At 60.2% G+C, this 25,264-nt stretch carries 22 protein-coding genes; 4 read left to right on the top strand and 18 right to left on the bottom strand.

Features of this window, described 5'->3' with window-relative positions; all coding sequences use genetic code 11:
- Positions 1 to 284 precede the first annotated feature (284 nt).
- The 5 genes from JJE47_04950 to JJE47_04930 form a co-directional block, all read right to left on the bottom strand.
- The gene (locus JJE47_04950) at positions 285 to 1,085 is read right to left on the bottom strand and encodes a hypothetical protein (protein ID MBK5266762.1); all 801 of its coding nucleotides are present in this window, start codon (positions 1,083 to 1,085) and stop codon (positions 285 to 287) included.
- Complete coding sequence (locus JJE47_04945; GenBank protein ID MBK5266761.1) at positions 1,069 to 3,906, bottom strand: molybdopterin-dependent oxidoreductase; 2,838 nt, start codon at positions 3,904 to 3,906, stop codon at positions 1,069 to 1,071. The genes JJE47_04950 and JJE47_04945 overlap by 17 nt, the downstream gene beginning before the upstream one ends.
- Positions 3,863 to 5,410: a polysulfide reductase NrfD gene (gene nrfD / locus JJE47_04940; protein ID MBK5266760.1), complete on the bottom strand. Its 1,548-nt coding sequence runs from the start codon at positions 5,408 to 5,410 to the stop codon at positions 3,863 to 3,865. The genes JJE47_04945 and nrfD overlap by 44 nt, the downstream gene beginning before the upstream one ends.
- Before the next feature lie 111 nt (positions 5,411 to 5,521).
- Positions 5,522 to 5,746, bottom strand: a complete 225-nt coding sequence (locus tag JJE47_04935; protein MBK5266759.1) for a sulfurtransferase TusA family protein — start codon at positions 5,744 to 5,746, stop codon at positions 5,522 to 5,524.
- 62 nt (positions 5,747 to 5,808) lie between these two features.
- Complete coding sequence (locus JJE47_04930) at positions 5,809 to 6,354, bottom strand: DsrE/DsrF/DrsH-like family protein (protein MBK5266758.1); 546 nt, start codon at positions 6,352 to 6,354, stop codon at positions 5,809 to 5,811.
- Positions 6,355 to 6,487: 133 nt separating this feature from the next.
- On the opposite strand from JJE47_04930, the gene JJE47_04925 reads away from it, so the two are divergent.
- Entirely contained in the window at positions 6,488 to 6,811 is a 324-nt protein-coding gene (locus JJE47_04925; GenBank protein ID MBK5266757.1) for a winged helix-turn-helix transcriptional regulator, read from the top strand.
- A 24-nt stretch (positions 6,812 to 6,835) separates the two neighbouring features.
- Here the strand turns inward: JJE47_04925 and JJE47_04920 are convergent, their stop codons facing one another.
- The gene (locus tag JJE47_04920) at positions 6,836 to 8,524 is read right to left on the bottom strand and encodes a hypothetical protein (GenBank protein ID MBK5266756.1); all 1,689 of its coding nucleotides are present in this window, start codon (positions 8,522 to 8,524) and stop codon (positions 6,836 to 6,838) included.
- A 1-nt stretch (position 8,525) separates the two neighbouring features.
- Positions 8,526 to 8,966: a hypothetical protein gene (locus JJE47_04915; GenBank protein MBK5266755.1), complete on the bottom strand. Its 441-nt coding sequence runs from the start codon at positions 8,964 to 8,966 to the stop codon at positions 8,526 to 8,528.
- Between the two features lie 175 nt (positions 8,967 to 9,141).
- Between JJE47_04915 and JJE47_04910 the strand changes: the two genes are divergently transcribed.
- From JJE47_04910 to JJE47_04900, 3 genes are all read left to right on the top strand, one after another.
- Positions 9,142 to 10,263: an MBL fold metallo-hydrolase gene (locus JJE47_04910; GenBank protein MBK5266754.1), complete on the top strand. Its 1,122-nt coding sequence runs from the start codon at positions 9,142 to 9,144 to the stop codon at positions 10,261 to 10,263.
- A gap of 22 nt (positions 10,264 to 10,285) precedes the next feature.
- Positions 10,286 to 11,830 (top strand): SulP family inorganic anion transporter, encoded by a 1,545-nt coding sequence (locus tag JJE47_04905; protein ID MBK5266753.1) that lies wholly within the window; start codon positions 10,286 to 10,288, stop codon positions 11,828 to 11,830.
- A 110-nt stretch (positions 11,831 to 11,940) separates the two neighbouring features.
- Positions 11,941 to 12,504 carry a molybdenum cofactor guanylyltransferase gene (locus tag JJE47_04900; GenBank protein MBK5266752.1) on the top strand — a complete coding sequence of 188 codons (564 nt, stop codon included), beginning with the start codon at positions 11,941 to 11,943 and terminating at the stop codon, positions 12,502 to 12,504.
- A 23-nt stretch (positions 12,505 to 12,527) separates the two neighbouring features.
- On the opposite strand, the gene moaA is transcribed toward JJE47_04900, so the two are convergent.
- The 11 genes from moaA to JJE47_04845 form a co-directional block, all read right to left on the bottom strand.
- Complete coding sequence (gene moaA, locus JJE47_04895) at positions 12,528 to 13,583, bottom strand: GTP 3',8-cyclase MoaA (protein ID MBK5266751.1); 1,056 nt, start codon at positions 13,581 to 13,583, stop codon at positions 12,528 to 12,530.
- 42 nt (positions 13,584 to 13,625) lie between these two features.
- A complete protein-coding gene (locus tag JJE47_04890; protein MBK5266750.1) occupies positions 13,626 to 14,762 on the bottom strand; it encodes a hypothetical protein in 1,137 nt (378 codons plus the stop codon).
- Complete coding sequence (locus JJE47_04885) at positions 14,749 to 16,209, bottom strand: NADH-quinone oxidoreductase subunit N (protein MBK5266749.1); 1,461 nt, start codon at positions 16,207 to 16,209, stop codon at positions 14,749 to 14,751. Before JJE47_04885 ends, JJE47_04890 begins: the two co-directional genes overlap by 14 nt.
- Positions 16,202 to 17,725, bottom strand: coding sequence for an NADH-quinone oxidoreductase subunit M (locus JJE47_04880; GenBank protein ID MBK5266748.1), 1,524 nt, complete (start codon positions 17,723 to 17,725; stop codon positions 16,202 to 16,204). Before JJE47_04880 ends, JJE47_04885 begins: the two co-directional genes overlap by 8 nt.
- Positions 17,725 to 19,647, bottom strand: coding sequence for an NADH-quinone oxidoreductase subunit L (gene nuoL, locus JJE47_04875; protein MBK5266747.1), 1,923 nt, complete (start codon positions 19,645 to 19,647; stop codon positions 17,725 to 17,727). The genes JJE47_04880 and nuoL overlap by 1 nt, the downstream gene beginning before the upstream one ends.
- 7 nt (positions 19,648 to 19,654) lie before the next feature.
- The gene (gene nuoK, locus JJE47_04870; protein ID MBK5266746.1) at positions 19,655 to 19,957 is read right to left on the bottom strand and encodes an NADH-quinone oxidoreductase subunit NuoK; all 303 of its coding nucleotides are present in this window, start codon (positions 19,955 to 19,957) and stop codon (positions 19,655 to 19,657) included.
- Positions 19,957 to 20,547, bottom strand: coding sequence for an NADH-quinone oxidoreductase subunit J (locus JJE47_04865; GenBank protein ID MBK5266745.1), 591 nt, complete (start codon positions 20,545 to 20,547; stop codon positions 19,957 to 19,959). The genes nuoK and JJE47_04865 overlap by 1 nt, the downstream gene beginning before the upstream one ends.
- Positions 20,547 to 21,242, bottom strand: coding sequence for an NADH-quinone oxidoreductase subunit NuoI (gene nuoI, locus JJE47_04860; protein MBK5266744.1), 696 nt, complete (start codon positions 21,240 to 21,242; stop codon positions 20,547 to 20,549). Before nuoI ends, JJE47_04865 begins: the two co-directional genes overlap by 1 nt.
- Positions 21,242 to 22,381: an NADH-quinone oxidoreductase subunit H gene (locus JJE47_04855; GenBank protein MBK5266743.1), complete on the bottom strand. Its 1,140-nt coding sequence runs from the start codon at positions 22,379 to 22,381 to the stop codon at positions 21,242 to 21,244. Before JJE47_04855 ends, nuoI begins: the two co-directional genes overlap by 1 nt.
- Positions 22,381 to 24,804 (bottom strand): NADH-quinone oxidoreductase subunit NuoG, encoded by a 2,424-nt coding sequence (gene nuoG / locus JJE47_04850; GenBank protein ID MBK5266742.1) that lies wholly within the window; start codon positions 24,802 to 24,804, stop codon positions 22,381 to 22,383. The genes JJE47_04855 and nuoG overlap by 1 nt, the downstream gene beginning before the upstream one ends.
- A partial coding sequence (locus tag JJE47_04845; protein MBK5266741.1) for an NADH-quinone oxidoreductase subunit F occupies positions 24,801 to 25,264 on the bottom strand: 464 nt, incomplete at its 5' end. The genes nuoG and JJE47_04845, both read right to left, overlap by 4 nt.

Here is a 25,264-nt window from a genome sequence, read left to right as displayed (position 1 = left end):
GGTCGGGGACTGCCACGAATTGACATTTGCTCTCAACAAACATGGGCTGGTAGCCGGGGACACCGCCGGGGTCTGAGGTCGTCGTCCCGGGACTTCGATCGACCGTTGTCGACACCGCCGAATCATCGGTGGTCGCAGTGGTCGTCGAGGTGGCGGCCGTCGTGCACGCTCCGGCCAGCATGGCCAGACAGACAAGACCTCCAATTACACACTTGATGTTGACACCTCGAAATTGTCGATGGGCGACAGGCTACCGGCGATGCGGATATAACACCGAAGCAGGGTTAGGCCGCCAACAATCGGGCCATATTGCGCGCTCGACTGGCGAGATCCAGCCAGAGTTGAGCCGTCCCGGTGTGGAGGACCGCCAACGATTCCCAACGGAGGGCGGCCCGTCCGTAATGATTTACGAGACCCGACCGGGTTTCGGAGTGATCCATCCATGCTGATTCAATGGATCGATGATCGACCGACGAGTTCCGAGCCGCTGCCAGGTCGGCTTTCGTAAGTAACGATCCCGACCACAGCGACAGCAGGAATTCATGCATCGGTACACCAGGGGCCAATGGACCGTACCCGTCAAAGCCGGGGACCACCAGTCCCTCGGATCCGGTCAGGGCCGGAGCAGGCCGCATTCGATCGCCTATGTCAAGCAAACGCCGTTTGGCCTCCCTGGCCTCTTCTGCTCGATCCGAATGGGACCGCTCGATGGCATCAAACCACGGAACCGCCCAGTGCAAGATCCGATCACCGACCAAGAACCGACGCTCGGCATATGCACGGGTCGCCACATGGGGTTGATCGTTCGCCCAGGCATCGGATTCGGCCTGGGCGAGTCCGGAGGCAAATCGAGCGACGTCGGCGAAGTCCAGTTCGCCGACCGGAAAGGACCAGCTGACCATTCGCCTACCGAGATCCTTGGCCGGGTCATACAGTCTGACGATCGCCAGTTCCGAACCGGGCACATCGTCCCACACGTGAAAGTGAGCTTCGGCCTGCCACTGATTCGACAGGTCGATCCAGATTTTGGCTTCTTCTGCAGCCGCGTCAGCGGCTAACGATGAGGTTTCAGGCTTGGTATGCATCCAACGTCGGTTTGATAGGGCGATCCAACCATGTTGGTCGACGAGTGCCGTCAGGTCCAGGACCTGGCTTGGTTTTCTTCAGCCATTCCTCGTAGACCGCAAAGCTTTTGTTCGTATCGACGACCACATCGCCATACTGATCACCCGGTTCGGCCGCCGCAATCTTTACGACCTGATGCCAGGCGTGCATGCCCGATATCGGATCAGGGTGGGGTGGGAACGCGAGGTTCTGATGAACGCCGGCGTCCTTCCACCAGATGCGCTCCGAGTCAGGATCGGACGACGTAAACGGCTCGATGCCCTTCTTCTGTCGCATACGCCACTTTCCGTCTCCCAGGCTGTCGATATCCACGAGGGCCGACGACCACCGCTCATTGCCCTGCTCGTCGTCAAGGCGCCAGCGCCCCATATGGTGACTGGCGGCGACCACACCGGGCCGGATTCCCTCGGTCCGCCAGGCCCGAATCACAAAGTGGCCGTTGTCAGTCGTAACTCGAACCAGTTGGCCAGATTCAAGGCCGAGGGCATCGGCATCGACCGGGTTCATCCAAAGCGGGTGGCCATGGCTGATCTCATAGAGATACTTGGCGTTACCCGATCGGGTGTGGATGAGCGTCGGAAGTCGGAAAATCGGCACGAGGACTCGCTCGCCGGCGGATTGATCCAGATCTCGCCAGTACACGTGGGTCTTGATGTAGGTGGGGATTGACTCATCTTTCCAGCCCCAATCTTCCATCGTCTTGGACCACCACTCGAGCTTCTTGGTCGGTGAACCGAATCCGGTGACGGTGTCATCACCCGCTTGGACCCCGACCACTTTGCCGTCACGCCTGGCCAAGCCATCCGACCCGACCGTGTCGGCTTGCACCGGGCGATCCTGAACGTTGTAGATATCGGTCGCGACTTCGACGGCTCCGTACTTGCGCATGTACTGCAGTGGAGTCATGTTCTCGGCAGAGGCCTTCTCGGGCAGACCGGGGACCGAGTTCTCGAACATCCAGCCGTAGTACTCATCGACCGAGACGGGCCGATCCGGATCGTTGGGAGAAGCAAACCATTTCTTGATACCAAGCGATCCGTCAGGATCCACCTTCCAGGAAAGGTCGATCCAAAATTCCGTCTCTTCCCAGACTTCGCCGGGATTGGTCTCGTACGTGCGGTTCACGACCTTGCCGTCACGCTCGGCATTGACCCGCAGAACCGGCTGGCGGAAGCCAAGCCATTGCCCCATATGGGTCTCGTATGAGTGCGTGTCATGGCGCTCCGAACCGACTCCCATCGGGAGGATGTAATCGGCGTACCAGGCCGACTCCGACCAGGTCGGGGTCAGGGCGACATGCAGTCCGATTTTGCTTTCGTCCGTGAGTGCTTCGATCCACGAGAACCCGTCAGGGTTCGTCCACACCGGGTTGTACACCCTCGTGAAGTAGACGTCGAGTTTGCCGCGGCCCTCTTTGAGAAAGTACGGCAGAAGAAATGACATCTCGTGGTGAGCGAACGGGTACTCCTTCGGCCAGAGCAGTTCGTTCCATCGACTGTGTGGGGGCGGGGTGTTCCAATGGGCCGGTTTGAACTTATCCCAGGCGCTCGGGGCCGTGCCACCGACCGTCCCGATGGACCCGGTCAGAACGTGCAGGAACCAGAGGCAACGAGCCGTCTGCCAACCGCCGAGGTTTCCCGACCCGGCAGAGCGCCAGGTGTGTGACGCAAATCGAGTCCCGGCATCGGCGATCCCGGCCGCGATGTCGAGGATGCGATCCACCGTGACACCGGTCTCCTCGGCCGCCCATTCCGGGGTGTAATCGACGTATTCCTCTTTGAGGATCTCGACAAACTCTTCAAAGGTCTGAGGCCGATCCGGATGGCGATTGGCCATGGTGTGTTCCCAGCTCATCCACCGCTTCATAAAATCGCGATTGATCTGGTCGCGGTCCAGCAGCAATTTGGCGATAGCCAGCAGGAGAGCCGGCTCGGTTCCTGGCCAGGAGGAAACCCAGATGTCGGACATCGCCGCCGTGTTGGACAAGCGAGGATCGATCGTGGCCAACTTGGCGCCGGCCTGTTTGCCTTCCATGATCCGCTGGGCATGTGGATTGAAATAATGGCCCGTCTCGAGGTGGGAACTCAACAGAAGAATGAAACGAGCATTGGCAAAGTCCGCGGACGGGCGGTCGTGACCCATCCACATGGCGTAGCCGGTACGAGCTCCTGCCGAACAAATGTTGGTGTGCGAGTTGTGACCGTCGACATCCCACGCCTTGAGCGTGCGATCCATGAAGCCGTCTTCGCCAGGTCGACCTACGTGATACATGATTTCGTCGTTACGATCTTCCAGGAGCGCCTTGCGCATACGACCGGCGATGTCGTCGAGGGCCTCCTCCCAGCTAACCCGCTCCCAATCACCGCCGCCTCGCTCGCCGACCCGCTTCATCGGGTAGAGGATTCGCTCCGGGTCGTACATCTGATTGAGCGTGGCCGGGCCCTTTGCACAGTTGCGGCCTCGAGATCCAGGATGGGCGGGATTACCTTCGAACCGCCGGACGTCACCTGTTTCTTTGTCGATGACCGCCAGGAGTCCGCAGGCAGATTCGCAGTTGAAACAGGTGGTCGGGACGTAACGCACCTGCTTTTTGACCTTGTTCGGCCATTCTTTGGCGTCGTACTCTTCCCAGTCGTCCCACCGGTCGGGGGGCGGAAAGTTGGTGAGTTCCGAGCCAGGCAACAGGCGGGGAATGTCATTCTGGTTACGTTTGGCAATTGTCATCTCAGCAGACCTTTCACGACAGTGGAACCGACTGGCCGGCTTTGACCATCGCATCATCGGAGAACCAAATTCCGGCACAGGCGGCCAAGCCGCCAAGGGCAGCGATGCCCACTCCCCCGTTACCGGTGAGGGCGAGGGCGCCCGAAGCAATAGGAGCGAATACGCCGAGGAGAATCCCCCCAACCCACCACTCGGTCCGATACACGCCTTGGGTCATGTGATGGACCGCCTCGGTGATATTGCGGGTTGGGTGCCTCGAAACCAACTCACCCCAGGCGATGGCTCCCAGGGCGGCCGAACCGCCGATCATGGTCCACAAAAAGGCCGTGGTGGCCGTCTCCGAGAGATCAACAAACAGCGACAGGATGAGGGCGAACCCGCCGCCGACGGCAAAGGCCCCGGCCAGCATGTGCCAGAGCAGCATCGGCGACTGCCACAGGTCCCTTGCCTCGGCTTGTCCGAAGAGGAACGCCGTATAACCAGACAGGGCCAGCGCCAACGGAACTCCGATCCAGATGCATACCTGCACGATCGAATCCGCCCCGAACACTCCAGCCAGGAACCACACGCCCATCAACGCGGCGTAGGCCGACAGGATGTAGGCACCCTTGACCAACCACGAACCCGGGTTACCCCTGGTCAACAAGTAGTAGAACCGGTCAGGTCGTTTCAAGTCCCATACGAGTAGGGCACCCGTGAGAGCCAGGAACAACCCGGCCACCAGCGGTATGACCCAGGCAGTAAAGGCATTGTCGGTCGAAGCACCCGCCAGCATGGCCATGGCAACTGCCAGGATCAGGCCGGCGGCGATACCCTTTGTCAAGAAATACGAAGAGACCCGCCAACCCCACGGCATGGGATGTTCGGTGTTGTACACGACCCGGGGCGGGGCACCGCTGTCGGCCTGGAGGTGGGCTGTGTGATGGTCGGCTGACGGGTCAACGGTCAGGAACGAGTCACTGTCCTTCCAGATCCCGCCGTGAGTGAGCGGCTGGGCGGCCAAGGGATCGAGGCTCGCTTGATCGGCACCGATGTAATACAGGTTGGGCCGGGTGCCTTGCTCGACGGCGCGTTGACTCGTCTTCTCGGAGCGGACCAGGTTGGCGATCTTCGTGGTGGGGTCCTCAAGGTCGCCGGCGATGATCGCTTGCTCGGGACACACAACCACGCAAGCCGGCTCAAGGCCGATCTCCGTACGGTGTGAGCAGTAGTTGCACTTCTGGGCGGTGTGGTCGTGGGGGTCGATATAGAGGGCGTCATACGGGCAGGCCTGCATGCAGGACTTGCAGCCGATGCACGAATCCGTATTGAAATCGACGATCCCGGTGTCTCTCTTGAACAACGCCCTGGTCGGGCAGATCGTCACACACGGGGCGTCGGTGCAGTGATTGCACCGCATGACCGAAAACACCCTGGTCGAATCAGGCCAGGCGCCCTTTTCGACATACTTGACCCAGGTCCGGTTGACCCCAAGCGGAACGTCGTGTTCCGTCTTGCATGCCACCGTGCACGCGTGACAGCCGATGCACTTGTGCTGGTCGATGACAAAACCGTATCTCACGCGACTTCACCAACGCAGTGGGCAACCAATGGGACTCCTTGAAGGCTCGATGGACATCCTATCGCTTATGGTCCGCTCGCCGGCACCACCGGAGAGGTCGGAACGCAGCGACTAGGACTTCTCAATGATGAAGTGGTGCTCGCCTTCTTGGGAGAACTGCTCCTTGAGCGAATGGCCCATGTCTTTGGACCAGGCGGGGATGTCGGACAGCGCACCATTGTCGGTGGCGATCACCTCAAGGGTTTGACCGGATGCGATTTCGTTGATGCCTTGGGCAACTTTGATCACGGGCATCGGGCACTGAAGCCCTCGTGCGTCAACAACTTTGTCTGCCATGTGGGTACCTTCCAAGTGGGGGGGAATTGCGTCGGATCCCGGGGATCGACCAAACGGCCTGATCAAATAAACAGGGAGATCGAAGCTTGTTTCATAAGGGATATTGCCGAACCGGCGCCGGCCGGCTGGTCAAGTCCAGGAATCATGTCATCGAGGTCAAGACCCATGAGGTCCATCGTCATCTGACACGGCCATAACTTGACGCCCATCCCCTGAGCCAACTCCAGCAGTTCCTGGACGGAGGCCACCTTCTTGTCGTCGGCCAGATCCTTCATGAGCTTGGCTCCGATTCCGCCGAAGTTCATCGTGGACAACTGGAGGCCGTCTGGCGAACCCTTCTTGAAGACAGACATCATCTTCTGGCGCCAATCATCACCGGTGATTCCGGCGTCCGGCCGTTTCAAAATACCAAGGCCCCAGAACGTAAAGAAGACGGTCACGTCCATCCCATACGCCGCTCCGGTGGTAGCCAGAATCATCACCGGCCAGGCTTTGTTGAGGTCACCCGATGCTGCAATGAGCACCATCTTCTCTTTTTGGGGCACCGTGTTCTCGGCAGCTGCTTCACCAGCTGCCGCGACGGCGTCCTCCAAATCAGTGGTTGTCATGACGGTCTCCTCCGATGTCGACATATACACATATGCGAACATGCGCATATTTGTGGCGGGCCATACGATTGTCAAGGAAGAATTCCGGTGGCACAAGGTTTTCTTCTCGGACAAGTTGTGCCATGATGGGCGCATGTCAGCAATCGAGACAGAACTAATTCAACTCCATGCAAGCGTTTGCAAAGGCCTCGCCGACCCCAAAAGGCTGCTCATCATCAACGCGTTACGCGATGGCGAGTTGGCCGTCATGGACCTGTGCGACGACCTCGATCTTCCTCAGGCCAATGTCTCCCAGCACCTCGCTGTGCTCCGGGAAAAAGGTCTCGTTCGTTCTCGCAAGGACGCCCAAAAGGTGTTCTATTCGGTCACCTCGCCGAAGATCATCGAAGCGATGGATCTGCTCAGAGAAGTCATGAACGAGCAGATACCCGCCGGACTGGCTGAACTGGCCTCGTAGACCGCCGGCGTTGCGCCACGCATCTCAGTGGCGCAGCGGGATAACTTCAGCCGTATCGCCGTTGGCTACCACCAGCACTCGTGCTGACGTCTGCCCATCGAGAACTCTCACAACGTCGTCGAACGCGAGCATCTGAGCGTCGTCAGAGCGCTCAAGAATCTGCACCTTGGCCCCGGTCTTGTGCGCAACCGCTTTGGCGACTTCTTCGCTTGCGCCAACCAGCAGAATCGACCGGATCCCACTCGATTCCGCCGGATAGGCCACCCGATCGCGCTTGAACACGAACCAGTGATAGACGGCCATCGATCCGACCGTTATCACCAGCGACAGCGGGATCCGGATGTCACGCAAAAGGTTGCTCGTCTCTCCGAGTATCGATTGGAAGACCGAGAAGAAGACCGAGATGAGGCTGATGAGGGCAGTCGTTCCACCAACGCCGATGAGCAAGAAGAGATAGGTACGCCGTGAAACCGAGTTCGTCTCTTCGCCCGATCCGGCCGCCAACCGTTGCGTGCGCAACCAGACCAATCCCCACACCGGCACACCGACCAAGAAGGCAGTGACCGCGGCCAAAACGAGGTTGATACCTCCGCCGCTACCGGCAACCTCTCCCTGGCGGGAGAAGGTATCAAAGAATGCGACGAGCAGAATCGTGGCACCGGTCGTGGATGTGACGAGGCCGGCAACGGACACGAGGTAGTCATAGACACGATAGATCTCGGGCCGGCCCTCCGACCGCTCCGGGCTCAAGACCGTCCGGTGATACCACCAGACCCACAGCCCGGTGACAAGCGCTGCCACCCCGCCAGGGGCCGACTCGAACTGCTTCCAGGCGGACGATTCGGCATCACCCAGGAACCACACGAGAACGTCATACAAGAGCCCCGAGGTCGCTACCAGGGCAGTGATCAGTCCAGATAGCACGCCGACAATGACGACGTACCCCTGGAACGGACCGCTGGACCGGTCGGTGCGAAGGGCGTTGGCCATCCAGTACCAACCCCACACGAGACCACCGACGATCAGCCAGGACACCCCATTGCGCCACGTCCACGAGTAGTTGGCGGCGGCCAGACCTCCCGACATCTGATCGAACAATTGGCGAAGGGCCGAAGCAATCGTGTTGCCAAGGCCGACGCTGGCGACCACGAGTCCGATGGCCGATCCAGCCAGCCGATGCCAGACCAGTCGGTCCTGGCGGGGGGCGCGGCTGACGAGAACCCAATGGCCGGCCCATACGCCAAGCCAGACGATCATCCGGGCCAATGCATCGCCGGAATAGCTCTCGGCCCCGAACAGCGCCTCAAGCATCCTCAGGGCAGCCACGACGGATACGATCAGAGACGTAATCGAGACGATCGACAGGTACAGCGTCCACGCCGGAGACTCAGCTTCGAGCGGTTGGCGAAGGTGCTGTTTACGGACCCATCTGGCGAGGAGTAGGCCGGCCGGAAAGCCAACCGACAGGTACGCGAGTGGCAGAGCGAGGCTCCGGCGGTCGCTGGCAATCTCGTTGATACTGAAGGCTTGCCCGAGTACGGAGCTAAGACCATTTGCGACGAGGACAACCGTCCCGAAGAGCAGGGCGTACTGAAAGAGACGCCGGATCGTTGAGCCGGTTTGTTCGGCGGTACCTTCGGCCGATGGTCGGCGGACGGACATGAATAGGGCAACCCCCGCCACAGCCGCTACCAAGAGAATCACGAACCTCATGTCATTGCTCCTTTACGCAGTCCCAATACGGCCACGGTGGCTGGCTGATCTGCCAGTTATCCGCTGACTTTTCAAGCCAGATCGTTTCGTTTTCTATCCATTCATCTATTCCGTCACTCGAATGACGGATCTCAATGGCCACGGTGGCGGTGTCATTGTCGATGGTGGTCGTATCCAGAAACACCCTGGCACCATCTGTTCGATAGTCGAGCGAGGTCGAGTCCTGGCGGCAGCGATCGGCCAGATCAGCCGTCATGCTGTTCAGGGAAGCGAGCTCGTCGCCATCGAATACGGCCTTGAGGTATACCTGGACGACTCCCTCGGGGGTGGTCGGATCGTAGGTATCGGGTACGGCAAGCGCTCCATACAGAGCACCCCCCAGCACAGCCGCAAACACGACGGCAGCCAGGACAATCAGCGGGGTACGGGTGCGATCTTTCATCCCTATATCTTCCTCCTCAACGAGCTTCTTCACCATAGGGGAAAGACCCCATTCTGAGTCAGGGAAACAAACATCCTGTTGCGCAGTTGCCCGTCCGATGGCACACTTGTATGCGCGTATTCGAATACTTGAAGATCTGCGAGACTCCCCCGTCGATGCAGACAGGAGGCACACCGTGATTGCATCGATGACTACCAACGAACTGGCCGCCCGGATCGAGGATCCAGCCAAGGCGCCCTACATCCTCGACGTGCGGGCTCCCGACGCGTTCGATCGATGGAAGATCGAGGGCAAGGTGCCGGTGGAAACCGTCAACATTCCCTACTGGACCGCTCTTGAGGATATCTCCAAGATATCGGTTCCCGAAGACCGCGATGTGGTGGTTGTCTGCGCCCATGGTGGATCCTCGGAAATGGTGGCCGAGATGCTTGAACTGCCCAACGTTGTCAACCTGGCCGGGGGCATGGATGCCTGGGCGGCCACGCTCGTCCCACGCACGATCCTTGACGACGGAACCCATTTCGTGATCCAGTTCGATCGAACCGCCAAAGCATGCCTCTCATACGCAGTCGGGGCTCGAGGACACGAAATGGCTGTCATTGATGGAGCGGCCAACATGGAGGCATACCTGAAGGTCGCCGCGGACATGGACGCCACCCTCACCCACATCTTTGACACCCACCTGCATGCCGATCACATCTCGCTCGGTCGCGATCTTCGAGAACACACGAGCGCCACCTATCACATCGCCGAGGGCGATGCAGAATTCGCCGCTTTTGTCTACGAGGCTCTGGTCGATGGCCAAACCTTCACGTTCGGAGAGGTGGAATTGGTCGTGCGATCCGTGGCAACACCCGGGCATACTCCCGGGTCCACCTCGTTGGAAGTGGCCGGGAAGTTCCTCATGACCGGTGACGCAGTCTTTGTTACTGGCGTTGGACGTCCCGACCTCGGTGGCGAAACCGAGCCGTGGGCGCGTGATCTGTTTCACACGATTCACGACAAACTCAGCCCACTCGATCACGATCTGGAAATCTGTCCGGCCCATTACACGAGCCGTTCCGAGTCGAATGCCGATGGCACCATCCGGCGACGCCTCGGAGACCTTCTTGAATTCGACCCGGTGGTTTCCATCGAAGACGAAGAGGCGTTCGTCGAACATGTCGTCTCCCACCTCGGTACCCCGCCGGCAATCTACGCTGACATTCGCAAGGTGAACCTGGGGCGGGTGACCCCCACCGAACAGGAAGCCAAGGAGCTCGAAGTCGGGCGCAACGAGTGCGCGCTGTCGAAGTAACGGGTTGTAGGCTCGATTCGTTTTGAAACGGTTAACCGCCCATAAACTAAGCGTCTACGACGTCGTCGCCGGAATCAGTGTCGCCATGGTCCTGATTCCCCAAGCGTTGGCCTACGCGCAGCTGGCCGGTATGCCAGCCTACGTGGGGCTTTTCGCGGCAATCCTCCCGCCGATCATCGCCGCATTCTTCGCCTCTTCTCCGTATCTGCAAACCGGTCCGGTTGCCATGACGGCAATCTTGACCTTCGGAGTCCTGGCCGGCTCTGGTGCGACCACCGGCTCAGCCGAGTACATGAAGCTGGCAGCGTTTCTCGCTGTGATGGTCGGAGTCATCCGCGTCGGACTCGGCCTCACCGGCGGAGGGTTCATCGCCTATCTGATGTCACAACCCGTCGTGGCCGGGTTCAGCGCGGCATCAGCCATCTTAATCAGTGCCAGCCAACTCCCCAAGGTGCTCGGCGTAACCGCCGGCAGCGGTGGGCTACTCGTCGAAGCAGGCCGCGCTCTCACCGCCACATGGGATTGGCGGGCCGTGGCGTTGTCGGTCACGACCATTATCCTCATCCTCGCCGGCCGCAAGCTCCACTCCCTGTTTCCAGGGATCCTGGTGGCTATGGTCGTGGGAATCGTCTATTCGGCGATGTCCGGGTACGACGGGGCCATCGTCGGAACGGTGCCCACCGGCCTCCCTCCCCTGTCTCTTGACCTGCCATGGTCGTCATTCGGCGCCCTGGTGATCCCGGCGCTCGTTATCGCCATCGTCGGCTTCGCCGAACCGACGGCCATCTCGCGAACATTTGCAACGATGGACCGACAGGCCTGGAGCCCGGACCGGGAGCTGATCAGCCAGGGAGTTGCCAATCTGGCGGCCGGTTTGAGCTCGGCCTTCCCGGTCGGGGGTTCGTTCGCCAGAAGCTCTCTGGCCAGGTTGGCCGGGGCTCGCACCAGGGCAACCGGCGCCATCGCCGGTCTTGGAGTCCTCATATTCCTCCCATTCGCCGCCGTGCTCGAGCCATTGCCGAGTGCCGTGCTCGGCGCGATCGTGATCGTCAGCGTCTTTAAACTGATCGATATCCCCGCGCTACTCGATATCTGGAAACACTCCCCGTTACAAGGAGTCGTGGCCGCCACCACATTCGCACTCACGCTGGCGCTCGCACCGCGCATCGATCGAGCCGTCATCATCGGTACGCTCCTCGGTATCGCCGTGCACCTGTGGCGAGAGATGCGACTCGACGTCGCCTCGTGGACCGCCGGCACCGTCGTTCATCTCTCCCCCCGGGGAGTGTTGTACTTCGGATCGGCGCCCGGCCTCGGCGACCACCTCAATCAAGAGCTCGCCGCACACCCGGACGCCACCTCGGTCGTGATTGAGCTGCAAGGCCTGGGTCGAATCGACTACACCGGTGCGGTGGCCCTGAAACAAGCCGTTAAGGAGGCGATCGAGGCCGACCTGACGGTGGAACTGTCCGGCATCCCCGAACATGCCCGTCGGATCCTGTCTCGCGTCTGGGAGGCCGGGATTCCCGAAACCGATACCAGGGAACGCACCAACGGCTCCCAGTAACGGACTGGCTAGACACGGCGGGTGGGACCAACGCGGCCTGGAGCAGGTAGCTTCGGGAACAGCCGGTGCCACCGGGTCCGGGGATCGGGCCGGTGTGCCAGTATGTGGCCATGATTGGAATCATCCTCGCCGGCGGCGCGTCCACCCGAATGGGAACCGACAAGGCGTTTGTCGAGGTCGAGGGTCGACCCATGTTCGAATGGGTTGGCAAGGCGCTCGAAGCGGTTACCGGAAGGGTCATCGTCGCCGGCCGATCCGAGGCCCTCGGGCCGTATGGTGCCGTCGCCGATATCGGAGAGGCACACCGTGGCCCGCTCAGCGGGTTGTTCGCGGCTGCCAACGCCTACCCGCACGATCCGCTACTTCTGGTGGCTGTCGATCAACCGTGGGTGCAGCCAGGCACGCTGCGGGCCATTCGCCGAGATTTCACCGATTTGGCCGCGGTCCCGGTTCACGGAGGGACCAGGCAGGTATTGTGCGCGGTGTACCCGTCGGGGCTGGCCGATCTCGCTGCCCAGGAGTTGGCCAATGGCGGATCAATTCAATCGCTCATCGACGTGGCATCTTTCGACCCGATCACCGATATTGATGGAGAAGACGGCCGTAGCTGGTTTTCGGTCGACTCACCAGGCGCAATCAAAAAGGGACTTGAGCTGTTCGGACCTCCCGGCTAGTGAAGCGAGCACCGGTCAGGGAACTAGCCGCCGATGTAGCTCATTTCGACTTTGCGCAAACCGGCGGTTCGAGAAGATCTGAGCTGCGAGTAACGGTCATCGCGCCGGATCCAGACCGAACGGATAACGTCGATCAAATCCTGGTCTGTGGCACCCGCCCGCAACATTGAACGAAGGTCGGTACCTTCTGACGCAAACAGGCAGGTGTACATCGAACCTTCTGCCGAGATCCGGGCCCGCGTACAAGTGGCACAGAACGGTTGGGTCACCGACGTAATGACGCCGATCTCGCCCGTCCCGTCGGCGTACTTCCAGCGCGACGCAACTTCGCCCGTGTAGTTGGGATCAGCCGGTTCCAGCGGGAAAGCCTCCGAAATCATGGTCACAATGTCTTTACCTGGAACGACATCATCCATGCACCAATGGTTCGTGGTACCGACATCCATGTACTCGATATAGCGGACGATGTGGCCAGTGCCCTTGAAGTGTCGGGCCATGTCAACCACCGTGTGATCGTTGACACCTTTCTGGACGACCATATTGATCTTGATCGGAGCCAGCCCGGCGTTGCCGGCTGCGTCTATCCCGGCAAGAACGTCATCGACTGAAAACCCGACGTCGTTCATGGCCATGAACACCTCATTGTCCAGAGAGTCGAGGCTGACGGTGATTCGATCCAGGCCTGCGTTCGCCAGCGACTGCGCTTTGCGCTGCAGCAGAGAAGCGTTGGTAGTCAAGGTAACGTCGTTGATTCCTTCGACAGACTTGACCATCGAAATCAGATCTTCGACGTTTCGCCGGAGCAGTGGCTCTCCTCCGGTGATGCGAATCTTGTTCACGCCGAGCCCGGCAAAGACGCCGACAACCCGATGAATCTCCTCGAATGACAACAACAGTCCTCTCTCAAGGAACTCGTAGTCGCGATTGAAGATCTCTTTCGGCATGCAATACCGGCAACGGAAGTTGCAGCGGTCTGTTACGGAAATCCGCAGGTCTTTGAGAGGGCGACTGAACGTATCAGTAACACCAGAACCCGCCGGGTCTGGTGCTGTTCTAGCATCGTGGTTTTCAATCGTCATGGCCGGATCCATTGGGCGTCTTCGCACAGGGTAACCGGTCGGTCAAGTAATCGACCCGTGACGGAGGGAACGGGCTCCGAGTACCCAACCGCCTACGCCGACGACCCAAAGCACCATCAACAGGCGCCAACCCGCCACGGGAACGAAGGAGATCCCGACCAGGATCAGGACGCCGATCATGAAGCTTCCAACCGTCGAGAATCGGGTCCTGGTCACGACCTGGCCCAGCCCGGTAGCCAGCGGTACCCACCCGAGCACGACCATGAACGAGAGCATGGCGAGATAGAGAATGGCAATCGGGCTGGTCGCCAAAAGAGCCACCCCGTATAGATCCGGCGATGCGGCTCCCATGCCTGCGATGACCGCTCCAACAAACACCACGGGAAGAATGAGGACCGCCACGCCGGCCAATGCCCCCCTTAACCACGTACGGCTCCCCCCGGCGGCCGCCTCCGTTAGTCGGGGAGCCAGCCAGAACATGGACAATCCACCGAGCAAGACGAGGAGGCCGGCGACGACCTCGCCGGCCAGAAGCAGCGCTCTGACGCGTAACGGAACCGGAGTCTTCCCGAGCTGGATGGCGGCGCTAGCCAGATCGGCGGTCGCGCTGATCTCCGCGTCTCCCCGGTACCGGACATCGCCGGCCACGGTGGCGGTCGGCGAAACTTCCAGTCGACCCGCGTTGACTTCAAGATCTCCGCCGACATCGCCCTCGATGGTGATGACTCCGATGGCCGTGACCTTCACATTTCTCTCGACCGACCCGAGAATTCGAGCTTGCTGGACGACTGTCAGCAGGTCGCCGCCGATGGCCCCCTGGACGGTCGCCCGCCGACCGGCTACCACCACGTCCTCACCAACCGTCCCAACAATGGATACTCGATCGGCGATCACTCTGACCGACCCCAACACCTCGCCAGACACTTCGACAAACGGGGCAATAGCGATTAGGTCGCCTTCGATTGTCCCCGAAACAACCACCCGCTGCGAGGCGGCAGCTGTCACGTCGCCTTCGACGACCCCACGCACGTCGACAACATTCCCGGCTGCATACAGATCATCAGGAACGGTTTCGTCACTACCAACGACGACGAAGTCGGCTGCCGTGCCGATACCCGCCAGAGGCAATACCGGACCCACCATGGCAATTGTCAGAATCAGGACTTTAGGAAACCACATTCCTGATTAGGTCTAGCAGTGGTGAGGGATAAAGGCCGAACAGGACGGTCACCACCACGGCCACCGCAATCGCAACCCGGCCCGCCACCGCCGGCTCAGGAGCTACATCCGAGGTCTCCTCGTCGGGATCGCGCATATACATATCAACGATGACCCTGAGGTAGAAGAAGAACGCTGCCACCGAGGCGACCAGCGCCACCACCACCAACCACTCGAGACCTTTTTCCCACGCCGCCCGGAACACACCGAGCTTACCAATGAATCCAGACGTTATCGGCATACCGGACATGCCCAACATGGTCGTTGCCAAACCGGCGGCCAGAAACGGCGAACGACTGGCCAGGCCCTTGTACGCGGAAAACGGCGAACCGGATGACGTTGGTCCGGACACGATGGCGGCGATCCCGAATGCTGTCACCAGTTGAACGGTGTAGACGGCCAGGTAGAACAAGATCGCTTCGTTCGCCGACCGACCGGCGGCGACACCTACGAGGATGAAACCGGCATGAGCGATTCCGGAGTAGGCCAGCATTCTCCGAAAATCGGTCTGGCTCAGGGCCAACAGGGTTCCGAGAATGATCGACAGCGCCGCGATGGCTGCCAGCGCCGGGCGCCAATCGGCGGCGAATCGAATATAGGTGATACCCACGATCCGCACCAGCGCGACGAATCCGCCAACCTTGGCGGCGGCCGCCATGAACCCGACCACGCCGGCGGCGGATCCCTGGTACACGTCAGGCGCCCAGGCATGAAACGGGGCGGCAGTTACCTTGAAGAGAACACCGACTACCAGCATCGCCATCGAGACATAGAGCACGCCTGGACTCACGATCACCCGACCGCTGAATGAGCGCAATGCGTCAATGCTGACCGAACCGGACCCGGCATACAGCAGAGCTACGCCATAGATGAAGACCGCCGACGCGAACGATCCCAACAGAAAGTATTTCATCGCAGCTTCGTCGGCCAACCGGGATTTGCGGGCCACGGCCGCCAGGACGTACAGGCTGATCGAGCCAACTTCGAGCCCGATAAACGCCATGACGAGGTTGGCTGCGGCGGCAAGCAACATGAACCCGGCCGTAGCCAAAAACATGAGCACGAGTGCTTCGGCGGATCGCTGACCGATTTCGTCGAGCATCGGCCAGGCCAGCGCGACTGCCAACGTGAGTATCACCATCAAGATAAGGCGTGCGATGACCGCCGTGCCGTCGGTGATCACCATATCGTTGAAGGCCAGAGCTCCGAACGACCCGGCATCGACGATGTCCTGCAAGCGCGACAGCTGCAAACCCCAGGCCGCCCAGGTGGCGACGAGTCCGGCGCCGACCAGCACTGCCATCGATCTGAGGGGCGGCTTCTTCCAAACCCCGAAAACCAGAATGAGGCCGGAGAGGATGACCAGCACCAGTTCGGGAGCGATGGCTGACCAGATCAGATCACTCACTGGGTTCTCCTATGACGAAAGTCGGTTCAACGTAGTCGGTGGTCGCTTCGATTCGGTCGATGATTCCGGCCGTCGACGGTTCGATGCGGTTGAGCAAAACCTTCGGATACAGCCCAAGCACCAGGGTGAGGGCGATAATCGGGACGAAGATGAGGGTCTCGCGAAGATTCAGGTCCGGAACGTCCTGGTTTTCCGGTTTGTCGGCCACCCCGGTGAAGACCCGTTCATAGGCCCACAGGAGATACACCGCGGCTAGAACCACTCCGGCAGTCGCGACGACCGCGAATCCTGGCAGGGTGGCATACGAACCGATCAGAACCAGGAACTCTCCGACAAATCCGTTCAGGCCCGGCAGCCCAATTGAGGCAAACGTAGAAAACAAGAACACGCCGGCGAATATCGGCATCGTCTTTTGCAGCCCGCCGAAATCGGCGATGAGCTTGGTATGGCGACGTTCGTAGAGCATCCCGACGAGGAGGAACAGCGCACCGGTCGTCAACCCGTGATTGACCATCTGGATCACACCGCCGTCAAGCCCGTTCTGGGTAAGGGCCACGATACCGAGCATGATGAATCCAAGGTGGCTCACCGACGAGTAGGCCACCAGTTTCTTCAGATCGGTCTGCACGATGGCCACGGCCGCTCCGTACACGATTCCGATAACCGCCAGCGTGGCGACGACCGGGGCGAACCGGACGGCCGCATCGGGGAACAACGGAAGGTTGAACCTCAAGAACCCGTAGGTTCCCAGCTTCAGCATGACTCCGGCGAGCAGGACCGAACCAGCGGTCGGCGCCTGGACGTGGGCGTCGGGCAACCAGGTGTGAAATGGAAACATGGGGACCTTGATGGCGAAGGCAATCCCGAATACTGCGAAGAGCCACGCCTGGGTGGCAGGCGGGATTTCCAAGCCGAGCAAGACGGTGTAATCGAACGACGAGACGCCGGTCTTGTTCTGTTGCATGACGCTCAGGGCAATGATTCCGACGAGCATTAGGGCCGAACCAAACGCCGTATAGAGAAAGAACTTGATAGCCGCGTAGATGCGATTCTCTGAGCCCCAGATCCCGATTATGAAATACATCGGAATCAGGATCGCTTCGAAGAAGACAAAGAAGACGATCAAGTCAAGCGCCGAGAAGACTCCGATCAGTCCGGCTTCGAGCATCAAGACCATGACCAGAAACAGCTGAGCGTTCTTGGCGATCGATGTCGAAGCCGCAATCGAAATCGGAATAAGGATCGTCGTCAGGAGGATAAGTGGCAGAGCAACGCCATCGATTCCAAGGTGCCAGGAAACACCCCACCGCTCAATGAGGGGGGCTTGTTCAACGAACTGAAAACCGGCTACCGACTCGAACCGAGCGAAGAGAACCCCGCCAAGGCCAACCGGCAAAAGCGAGAGGACCAATGCCACCGGAAGGTGGAGTTCGGTGCGCTCTTTCGGCAGCAACATCACGACTGCGGCGGCGATGACCGGAACAAGAATGAGCAGGCTGAGCATCGGGAAGTCCATCAGACGCCACCCCTGGTCAGGAAGAAAATGACGAGGCCGATGACTCCTGCCACGAAGCCGGCCCCATAGCTACGCACATACCCGGTTTGAAGCGGTTTGAGCGCCATACCTATCCGCTTGACCGCCCCGGCAACGCTGTTGACCGTCCCATCCACGAAGCTTGAGTCGAACGTGGCCATGCCTTGGGCGAGTTTCTTGCCGGGGAGGACGATGGTTTTCCCGTAGAACTTGTCAACCCAGAACGCATTTTCACTGGCGGCCATCGGCCGTCTGGTGGCATTGGCGAACCACTCACGGAAGCGTTCAGAGGATCGGGCGTACACGTAGAGGGCCGTTCCGATGCCGGTAAGGGCGACGGCGAGCGAAACCAGGGCCAACCCCAGGGCCAGCCCGTCCATGCCGAGAAGCCGGGGCAATTCCGATTCGAGGTGGGCTGGATGCAAGGCTTCGAACACCGGGTCCAGATAGTGCTCGAGCGTCAGCAGTTGCGGGGCGTTAATGAATCCGGCCCCTGCCGACAGGACTGCCAGGACCATCAGTGGAACCGTCATCCACAACGACGACTCGTGAGGCTTAAGCCCTTCCACCCAGCGGGGGGTACCCCAAAACACCATGATGTATTGGCGGGTCATATAGAAGGCAGTCAGGAATGCTGTGAAGAGCCCCACACCCCACAGGACGAAGTAGTAACCGCCATTGGCAAAAACGGCCGCCAGGATCTCATCCTTTGAGAAGAACCCGGCGAACGGGAAGATTCCGGCGATGGCCAGAGTTGCCACGAGCATCGTGGCGTGAGTGATCGGCATCGCTTTGCGTAGTCCACCCATCTTGCGCATGTCTTGTTCTTCGTGCATCCCGTGAATGACGGAACCAGCTCCAAGGAAGAGCAACGCCTTGAAAAAGGCGTGGGTCATGAGATGGAATACCCCGGCGACATACCCGGCTGAACCCACGGCCAGGAACATGTACCCGAGCTGGCTGACTGTCGAATAAGCCAGAACCTTCTTGATGTCATTCTGACCGATGGCGATCAAGGCAGCTACCAGGGCAGTGGCAGCTCCGACCGTCGCGACGATCGGCAAGGCGACCGGCGACAGCTCGAAGATGGCGGCGTTACGGGCAATCAGGTAGACGCCCGCCGTAACCATGGTGGCGGCGTGAATGAGCGCCGAAACGGGAGTTGGACCTTCCATGGCGTCCGGCAACCAGACATACAGCGGGATCTGCGCCGATTTACCGGCCGCACCGATCAAGAACAAGATGGCGATGGCGGTGGCCATCGAAGGCGATATGACCTCGCCAGGATGGTTCAGGACCGTCTCGGACATCGACAAAGATCCGAACTGCGAGAAAATCAGCATGAGACCAACAATGAAGGCGAAGTCGCCGATCCGGTTGACCACAAACGCCTTCTTGCCTGCCGCAGCCGCAGATGGACGGGTGAACCAGAAAGAGATCAACAGATAGGAACACAGTCCGACCAGTTCCCACCCGACAAACATCATTGCGAAGTTGCTGGCGAGGACCAGCGTCAGCATCGATGCTGCAAACAGGTTGAGGTAGGTGAAGAACCTGCTGAAGCGAGGATCGCCGTGCATATATCCGACCGAGTAGATGTGGATGAGCATGCCGACCCCGGTAATGATGAGAGTCATCAAGGCCGATAGCTGATCCCACCGGATCTCGAACGCCGCTCCCAGACCGGGCATCCATTCCCACAGCATGAGGGTGCGCGGTTCGGCATCGCCAGTTGCCAATGGCACGAAGGCGATGGCTGCGATGACGAACGCCAGACCGATAGCCCCGGCGGCGGCTATCCCCGGTAGCGGCTCGGGCAGGAACCGTCCAGCAAAATGGAGGGCGATGGCTCCAGCAAGCGGCAGGGCGATAATCAGCCAGAGATTGTCGAGAAGGAGATCCATTTCTGTCTCAGCCCTTCATCTCGGAGAGTTCATCGACCGACGCCGAGTTCCGCTTCTGGAACACCGCCACGATGATCGCCAGGCCAACCACAACTTCTGCGGCCGCAACCACGAGTACGAAGAACACCGAAATCTGCCCGGTGAAGTTACCGATGGCTCGCCCGGCGGCCACGAACGTAAGGTTGACGGCATTGAGCATGAGCTCCACCGACATGAACATGATGAGAGCGTCGCGCCGAGTCAGCAGGCCGGTGGCCCCGATCACAAAGAGAATGAACGCCAAAGCCATGTAGGGGGTGGGGCCGGCCATTATTCGTCCTCGACCGGTGGAGGTCCGACTTTACGCAGCGGCCGGAAGAACGCCAGTGCGATGGCACCGACTGCCGCCACGATAAGGAGGAGCGACACCGCCTCGAACGGAAGAGCCCACCCGGCGGTCCGCTCAGCCGTGTCTGCTCCGAACAACACCCGGCCGACCGCCTGGATCGTGCCGTTCGTCGCGTCGGCGTTGGCGTCCCAGTTGGCGGGACCCGATCCTGGAGCCGTGACCCATTTGAAGTTCTGTCCCACCGTCAACACCACGGTCGTGATAGCGATCGTGAGCCCGAGTCCAATCACGATCCGCCGCTGATTGGGCAATTGCTCGGACGTATCCTCGGTTCGATCGACGCCGATGAGCATGATGACGAACAGGAAGAGAGTCATCACCGCCCCGGTGTAGACGATGATCTGAATCGCCGCAACGAAGTGGGCAAGGTGCATGATGTAAAACACCGAAAGCGAGAACATCGTGGCCATCAGGCCCAATGCCGAATAAATCGGGTTTCGAGCCAGGATGACTGTCAGAGCGCCGGCGATGGCGACGGTTCCAAACACGGCGAACAGGATGATCTCAACCACTATTCCTCCTCATCCGGCTGTACTTCGGGGGATGTTGCATCATCCGGCAGAGTGAAGTCTCGGGCGGCGGCGTCACCTGACTGGCCCACCTCGGGTGGCCGAAGACCGACCCCGGCCGACGGCGTCCATCCGGGGATGCCTTCATATTCGACCCTGCCCTGCGGGGCGGTGGCCCGCATCCATCCGTCGGCTTGGAGAAGTTCAGAGAGGTTGGCCAAGCGGTCGTCCGGGAACATGTGATTGGCCGATCCATCCTCATTGATGAGGAGCTCAGTCTTGGTGTAGATGGCGTCTTCCCGGTTGGTCGTCGACATCTCGAACAAGTGGGTCATCGTGATTGCTTCCGTCGGACAGGCCTCGACACAGAGCGCACAAAAGATGCAGCGGAGCATGTTGATCTCGTAGACGAAACCGAAGCGCTCTCCAGGGCTTACCGGAGCATCGGCCGGGTTTTCCTTGCCACGCACATAAATGCAGCGGGCCGGACACGCACCAGCGCATAGCTCACACCCGATACACTTTTCCATGCCGTCTTCGTACCGATTGAGCACGTGCCGTCCATGAAAACGATCCGGTTTCTCACGGAACTCTTTGGGGTACTCGGTCGTGATCATCCCGTCACCGAAAATGGTGGCGATCATTTGACGCCCGGTAACTCCCATGCCTTTTAAGAGATCTCCAATAATGCCCATCATCAAGTCCAGGGAAGGCCGAATTGTCGGATTGCCAACGCCAAGCTCGAAGCGATCAGCCACAGCAGGGCGCCAGGAATCAGTCGCTTCCAGCCTAGATCCATCAACTGGTCGTACCGAAGACGTGGGAACGACGCCCGAATCCAAATGAATAGGAACAGGAAGACAAAAACCTTCGCCATGAAGTATCCAAACGAGACGACCGTGGCCAGCCAGGGCCCGACGTTCAGCGCGATCGTGTCGAGGAACGGTCCGCCCCAGCCGCCAAAGAAGAGGGTAACCATGAGCGCCGACATGGTGAACATATTGATGTACTCAGCGAGGAAGAACATGGCGAAGCGCATGCCGGAGTACTCGGTGTGGAACCCGGCCACCAACTCTTGCTCGGCCTCGACGAGGTCGAATGGTGCCCGGTTGGTTTCGGCGACGCCGGCCGTGGCGAAAATAACGAACGGGATCACCTGCGGAAGGATGAACCACTTCGGGATATGGGTGATGATCGGGTTGAGAAAACTCAGAAAGCCGTCGGTGGCGCCATAGGTGCCGGCCTGGAAGTCGACGATCGAGGCCATCGACATGACATCACCACCGCGGTTCTGCACGGCGATGAACATGATCAGAGCCACCAGCGAAAGGCCCATCGCCGCCTCGTAGGAAATGGCCTGGGCGGTGGCGCGAACTCCACCGAGCAGCGGATATTTGGAACCGGAAGACCATCCCGCCAGGACTACCGCGTATACGGCGATTGAGGAGATAGCCAGTACGTACAACACAGAGATATTCAGGTCCATCGCCTGGAAGGTGAAGCTCCGAACCTCGCCGCCAAGCGTGATGTCGAATGGTCGGGCAAACGGGACCACCAGGAACATCAAGAACGCCGTGATGACCGAGAGAGCCGGGGCCAGCATGTAGATAAGGAACTCGGACTTGGCCGGGGTGATCTGTTCCTTGAAGAACAGCTTGAGTCCATCGGCCACCGTCTGGAGAACCCCGTGTGGTCCCGCCCGCATCGGGCCAAGACGATTCTGCATATCGGCGACCAGTTTCCGCTCGATCCACACCAGAAGAACTGTCACGACCATGAGCAGGGCGAACACTCCGACCACCCGGACTACAACAAGAAGAACGTCCCACCAGTCCATCAGAGCTTCACCACCGATACGTCAAGGTCAGATCCGAAATGGGGGCCACCTGGCTGATTGAACGGGACGTACACGACGCCGACGGCCACCGAGGCATCAATAACCACCGGAAGGTCGCCCTGGCCTTTGGTCGAAGCGACCCTGACGAGATCGCCGTCGGTCACACCCAGCCGTTGGGCATCGCCAGGGTTCAGGAAGGCCGCGGCGCCGGGGGCGAGCTTGCCGATACTGGGACCTTGCTGACACATGACGCCGTTGTCGTACATGGTGCGAGCCGAATGGAGGACAAATTCGCTCTTGGTAGGTGCACTACTGGCCGAACTGACGACCGGCACGTACTCGAGGGGTGACCGCCCGGCGACAACCGGTACGACGGCCCCATCCGGATGATCCCAGGTGACGAGGTCCCAGGTGACCGCCTCGTAGGCCGGCGCGACGTGGGCAATCTCCTTGGCAATTGCTTCGGCCGAGGCGAGACCCATCGGCTTGCCCATCCGGGTGGAGAGGTCGTCAAGGATCGACCAGTCCTGGCGCGCCTGCCCTGGTCCGGGAACCACCCGGTTGACCTTCTGGACCCGTCCTTCGAGGTTCGTGACGGTTCCTTCTTTTTCGGCAAAACCAAGCGCTGGCAACACCACATCGGCTTGGGATGAGGACTCCGTCAGGAAGAGGTCTATGGCCACCACAAAGTCTGGAGCGGTCAGGTCAAGGCCGTTCGGCATGTCAGCCACGGGATCGGCCCCGAGCAGGATGACACCCTTGATCGACCCTTCATCAATGCCTGTGGCAATGGCCGCTGCGTCGTAACCGGCTTTGGTGGGGAGTCCTCCCCAGGTCGCCTCGAGGTTGGCGCAACCTGGCGAACCGATGGCAGCCCGTCCAGGCAGCAGGCTGGGGGCAAGGCCCATGTCGAGCGCCCCATAGGTGTTGGACCGCCTCACGATTGGGAGAATCGAAGCGTTGGGAAGATCCCGGGCGAAAGCGGCCACCGATTCGGACAGGACCGGTGACTCCGTAAGCCCGGTCCGGCCCACGATCGCCACGACCGGTCCCTCACTTAGGGCTGCCCGCGCCGCGGCATACTCGCCCTGGCCCGCCATCAGTTCGCTGAGGACCCGACCACCATCGCCAGGCTTGTACCCGAACTTATGAGTGGCCCGATCGTCCAGTCCGGTACGCCGGGGATGGACGATGATCAGCTTGGCGCCGAGTTCTTGGGCAGCCCGACGGACTCGCAAGTAGAGGGTTGGGTGTTCTTCTTTGAGATCGGCTGCCCACAAGAGAATGGTTTTGGCATGCTCAAGATCGCCGATCAAGCCCTTGCCTGACAGGGCGGCGAGCAACTGGGGATTGAGCCCGTCATCCATCTGAGAGTCGATATGGCCCGACCCGACGACAGTTCGCATGAACTTGGAGAATGCGTAGGCGTCCTCGTTCGTCCCTCGTGATCCGCCGAGCCCGGCCACTGCCTGCGGGCCGTGGTCCGTAACGATCGCGGTGAGTTTCTCGGCTACCAGGCCAAGGGCTTCGGACCAGCTGGCCTCGGCGAATTCACCGTCTGCTCCTCGTACCAACGGCGTCGTCAGGCGGTCGTCGCTGTTGAGGTATTCGAAACCGAACCGGCACTTATCTGACAGCCATCCATGATTGGTGGCATCGTTGTCCACCCCGAGGTACCGCAGGACTTCGTTCTGAGAGGCGTGGACACTGATCGAGTCGCCCGCGGTACATACGGTACAGGTCGATCCGATAACCCGCAGATCCCATGGGCGGGCTCGGAAACGGTATGGGCTGGCGGTAAGGGCACCTACCGGACATAGCTGAACCGTATTGCCAGAGAAATATGAGGCGAACGGTTCTTCGGTGAACGTGTTGACCTGGGTACCGTTTCCTCGATCCATGAACTCGATGAGCGGGTCACCGGAGATCTCGTCCGAGAACCGCGTACAGCGTGCGCAGAGAATGCAGCGTTCGCGGTCAAGCATGACCAGATCCGAAATCGGAATCGGCTTTTCGTAATGGCGCTTCTCTTCAACGAAACGCGACTCGCCGGGACCGTATGCCATGGTCTGATCCTGGAGCGGGCATTCCCCGCCCCGGTCGCACACCGGACAATCGAGCGGATGGTTGGCAAGCAGGAATTCGAGGACACCCTCTTGGGCCTTCTTGACGGTTTCGGTCTCCGTGTGGACAACCATCTCGTCATGAATGGGCGTGGTGCACGATGGCACCAGCATCATGCCGCGCGGGCCTTCGACCTCGACGAGGCACATACGGCACATGCCAACCGGCGCCATCCGGGGATGCCAGCAGAATCGCGGGATGTAAGTTCCTGTGTTCTCAGCAGCTTTGATGAGGACTGACTTCCCCGGCACATGATGAGCAACCCCGTTGATCGTGATCTTGACGAGTTGGTCACTCATGCGATCCCCCGAATGCTGACCGTCACGCCTTGACCACCGGAGTGCGGAGCGCTGGCGATATGCGCTTCGACTTCATCGCGAAAGTGACGGACCAGCGACATAACCGGGGAGACCGCCGAGGGTCCCAGCGGGCAAATCGTGGTCTGTTTCGGTGGCCAGCCCAGACCAACCGAGATGTTGTCTGCCACATCAAGCAGAAGGTCGATGTCGGCGTCCCGGCCGGCGCCATTGAGCACCCGTTGGAGGATCATGTCGAGCCAGGTGGTGCCTTCCCGGCACGGAGTACATTGCCCGCACGACTCTTCTGCAAAGAACGCCACCAGGCGTTCAGCGGCTCCGACCATGTCGGTTGTGTGATCCATCACGATGATGGCACCTGACCCGAGCATCGAACCATCGGCGGCGCAAGCTTCCTTCGTGACAGGTTTGTCGAGGTGAAGTTCTGGCACGAACCAAGGAG

The sequence above is a fragment of the Acidimicrobiia bacterium genome (assembly GCA_016650365.1).
In the GTDB taxonomy this organism is placed as follows: Bacteria; Actinomycetota; Acidimicrobiia; order Spongiisociales; family JAENVV01; genus JAENVV01.
Note: the sequence above shows the minus strand (reverse complement) of the source record. Positions and strands in the feature narration are given on the sequence as shown.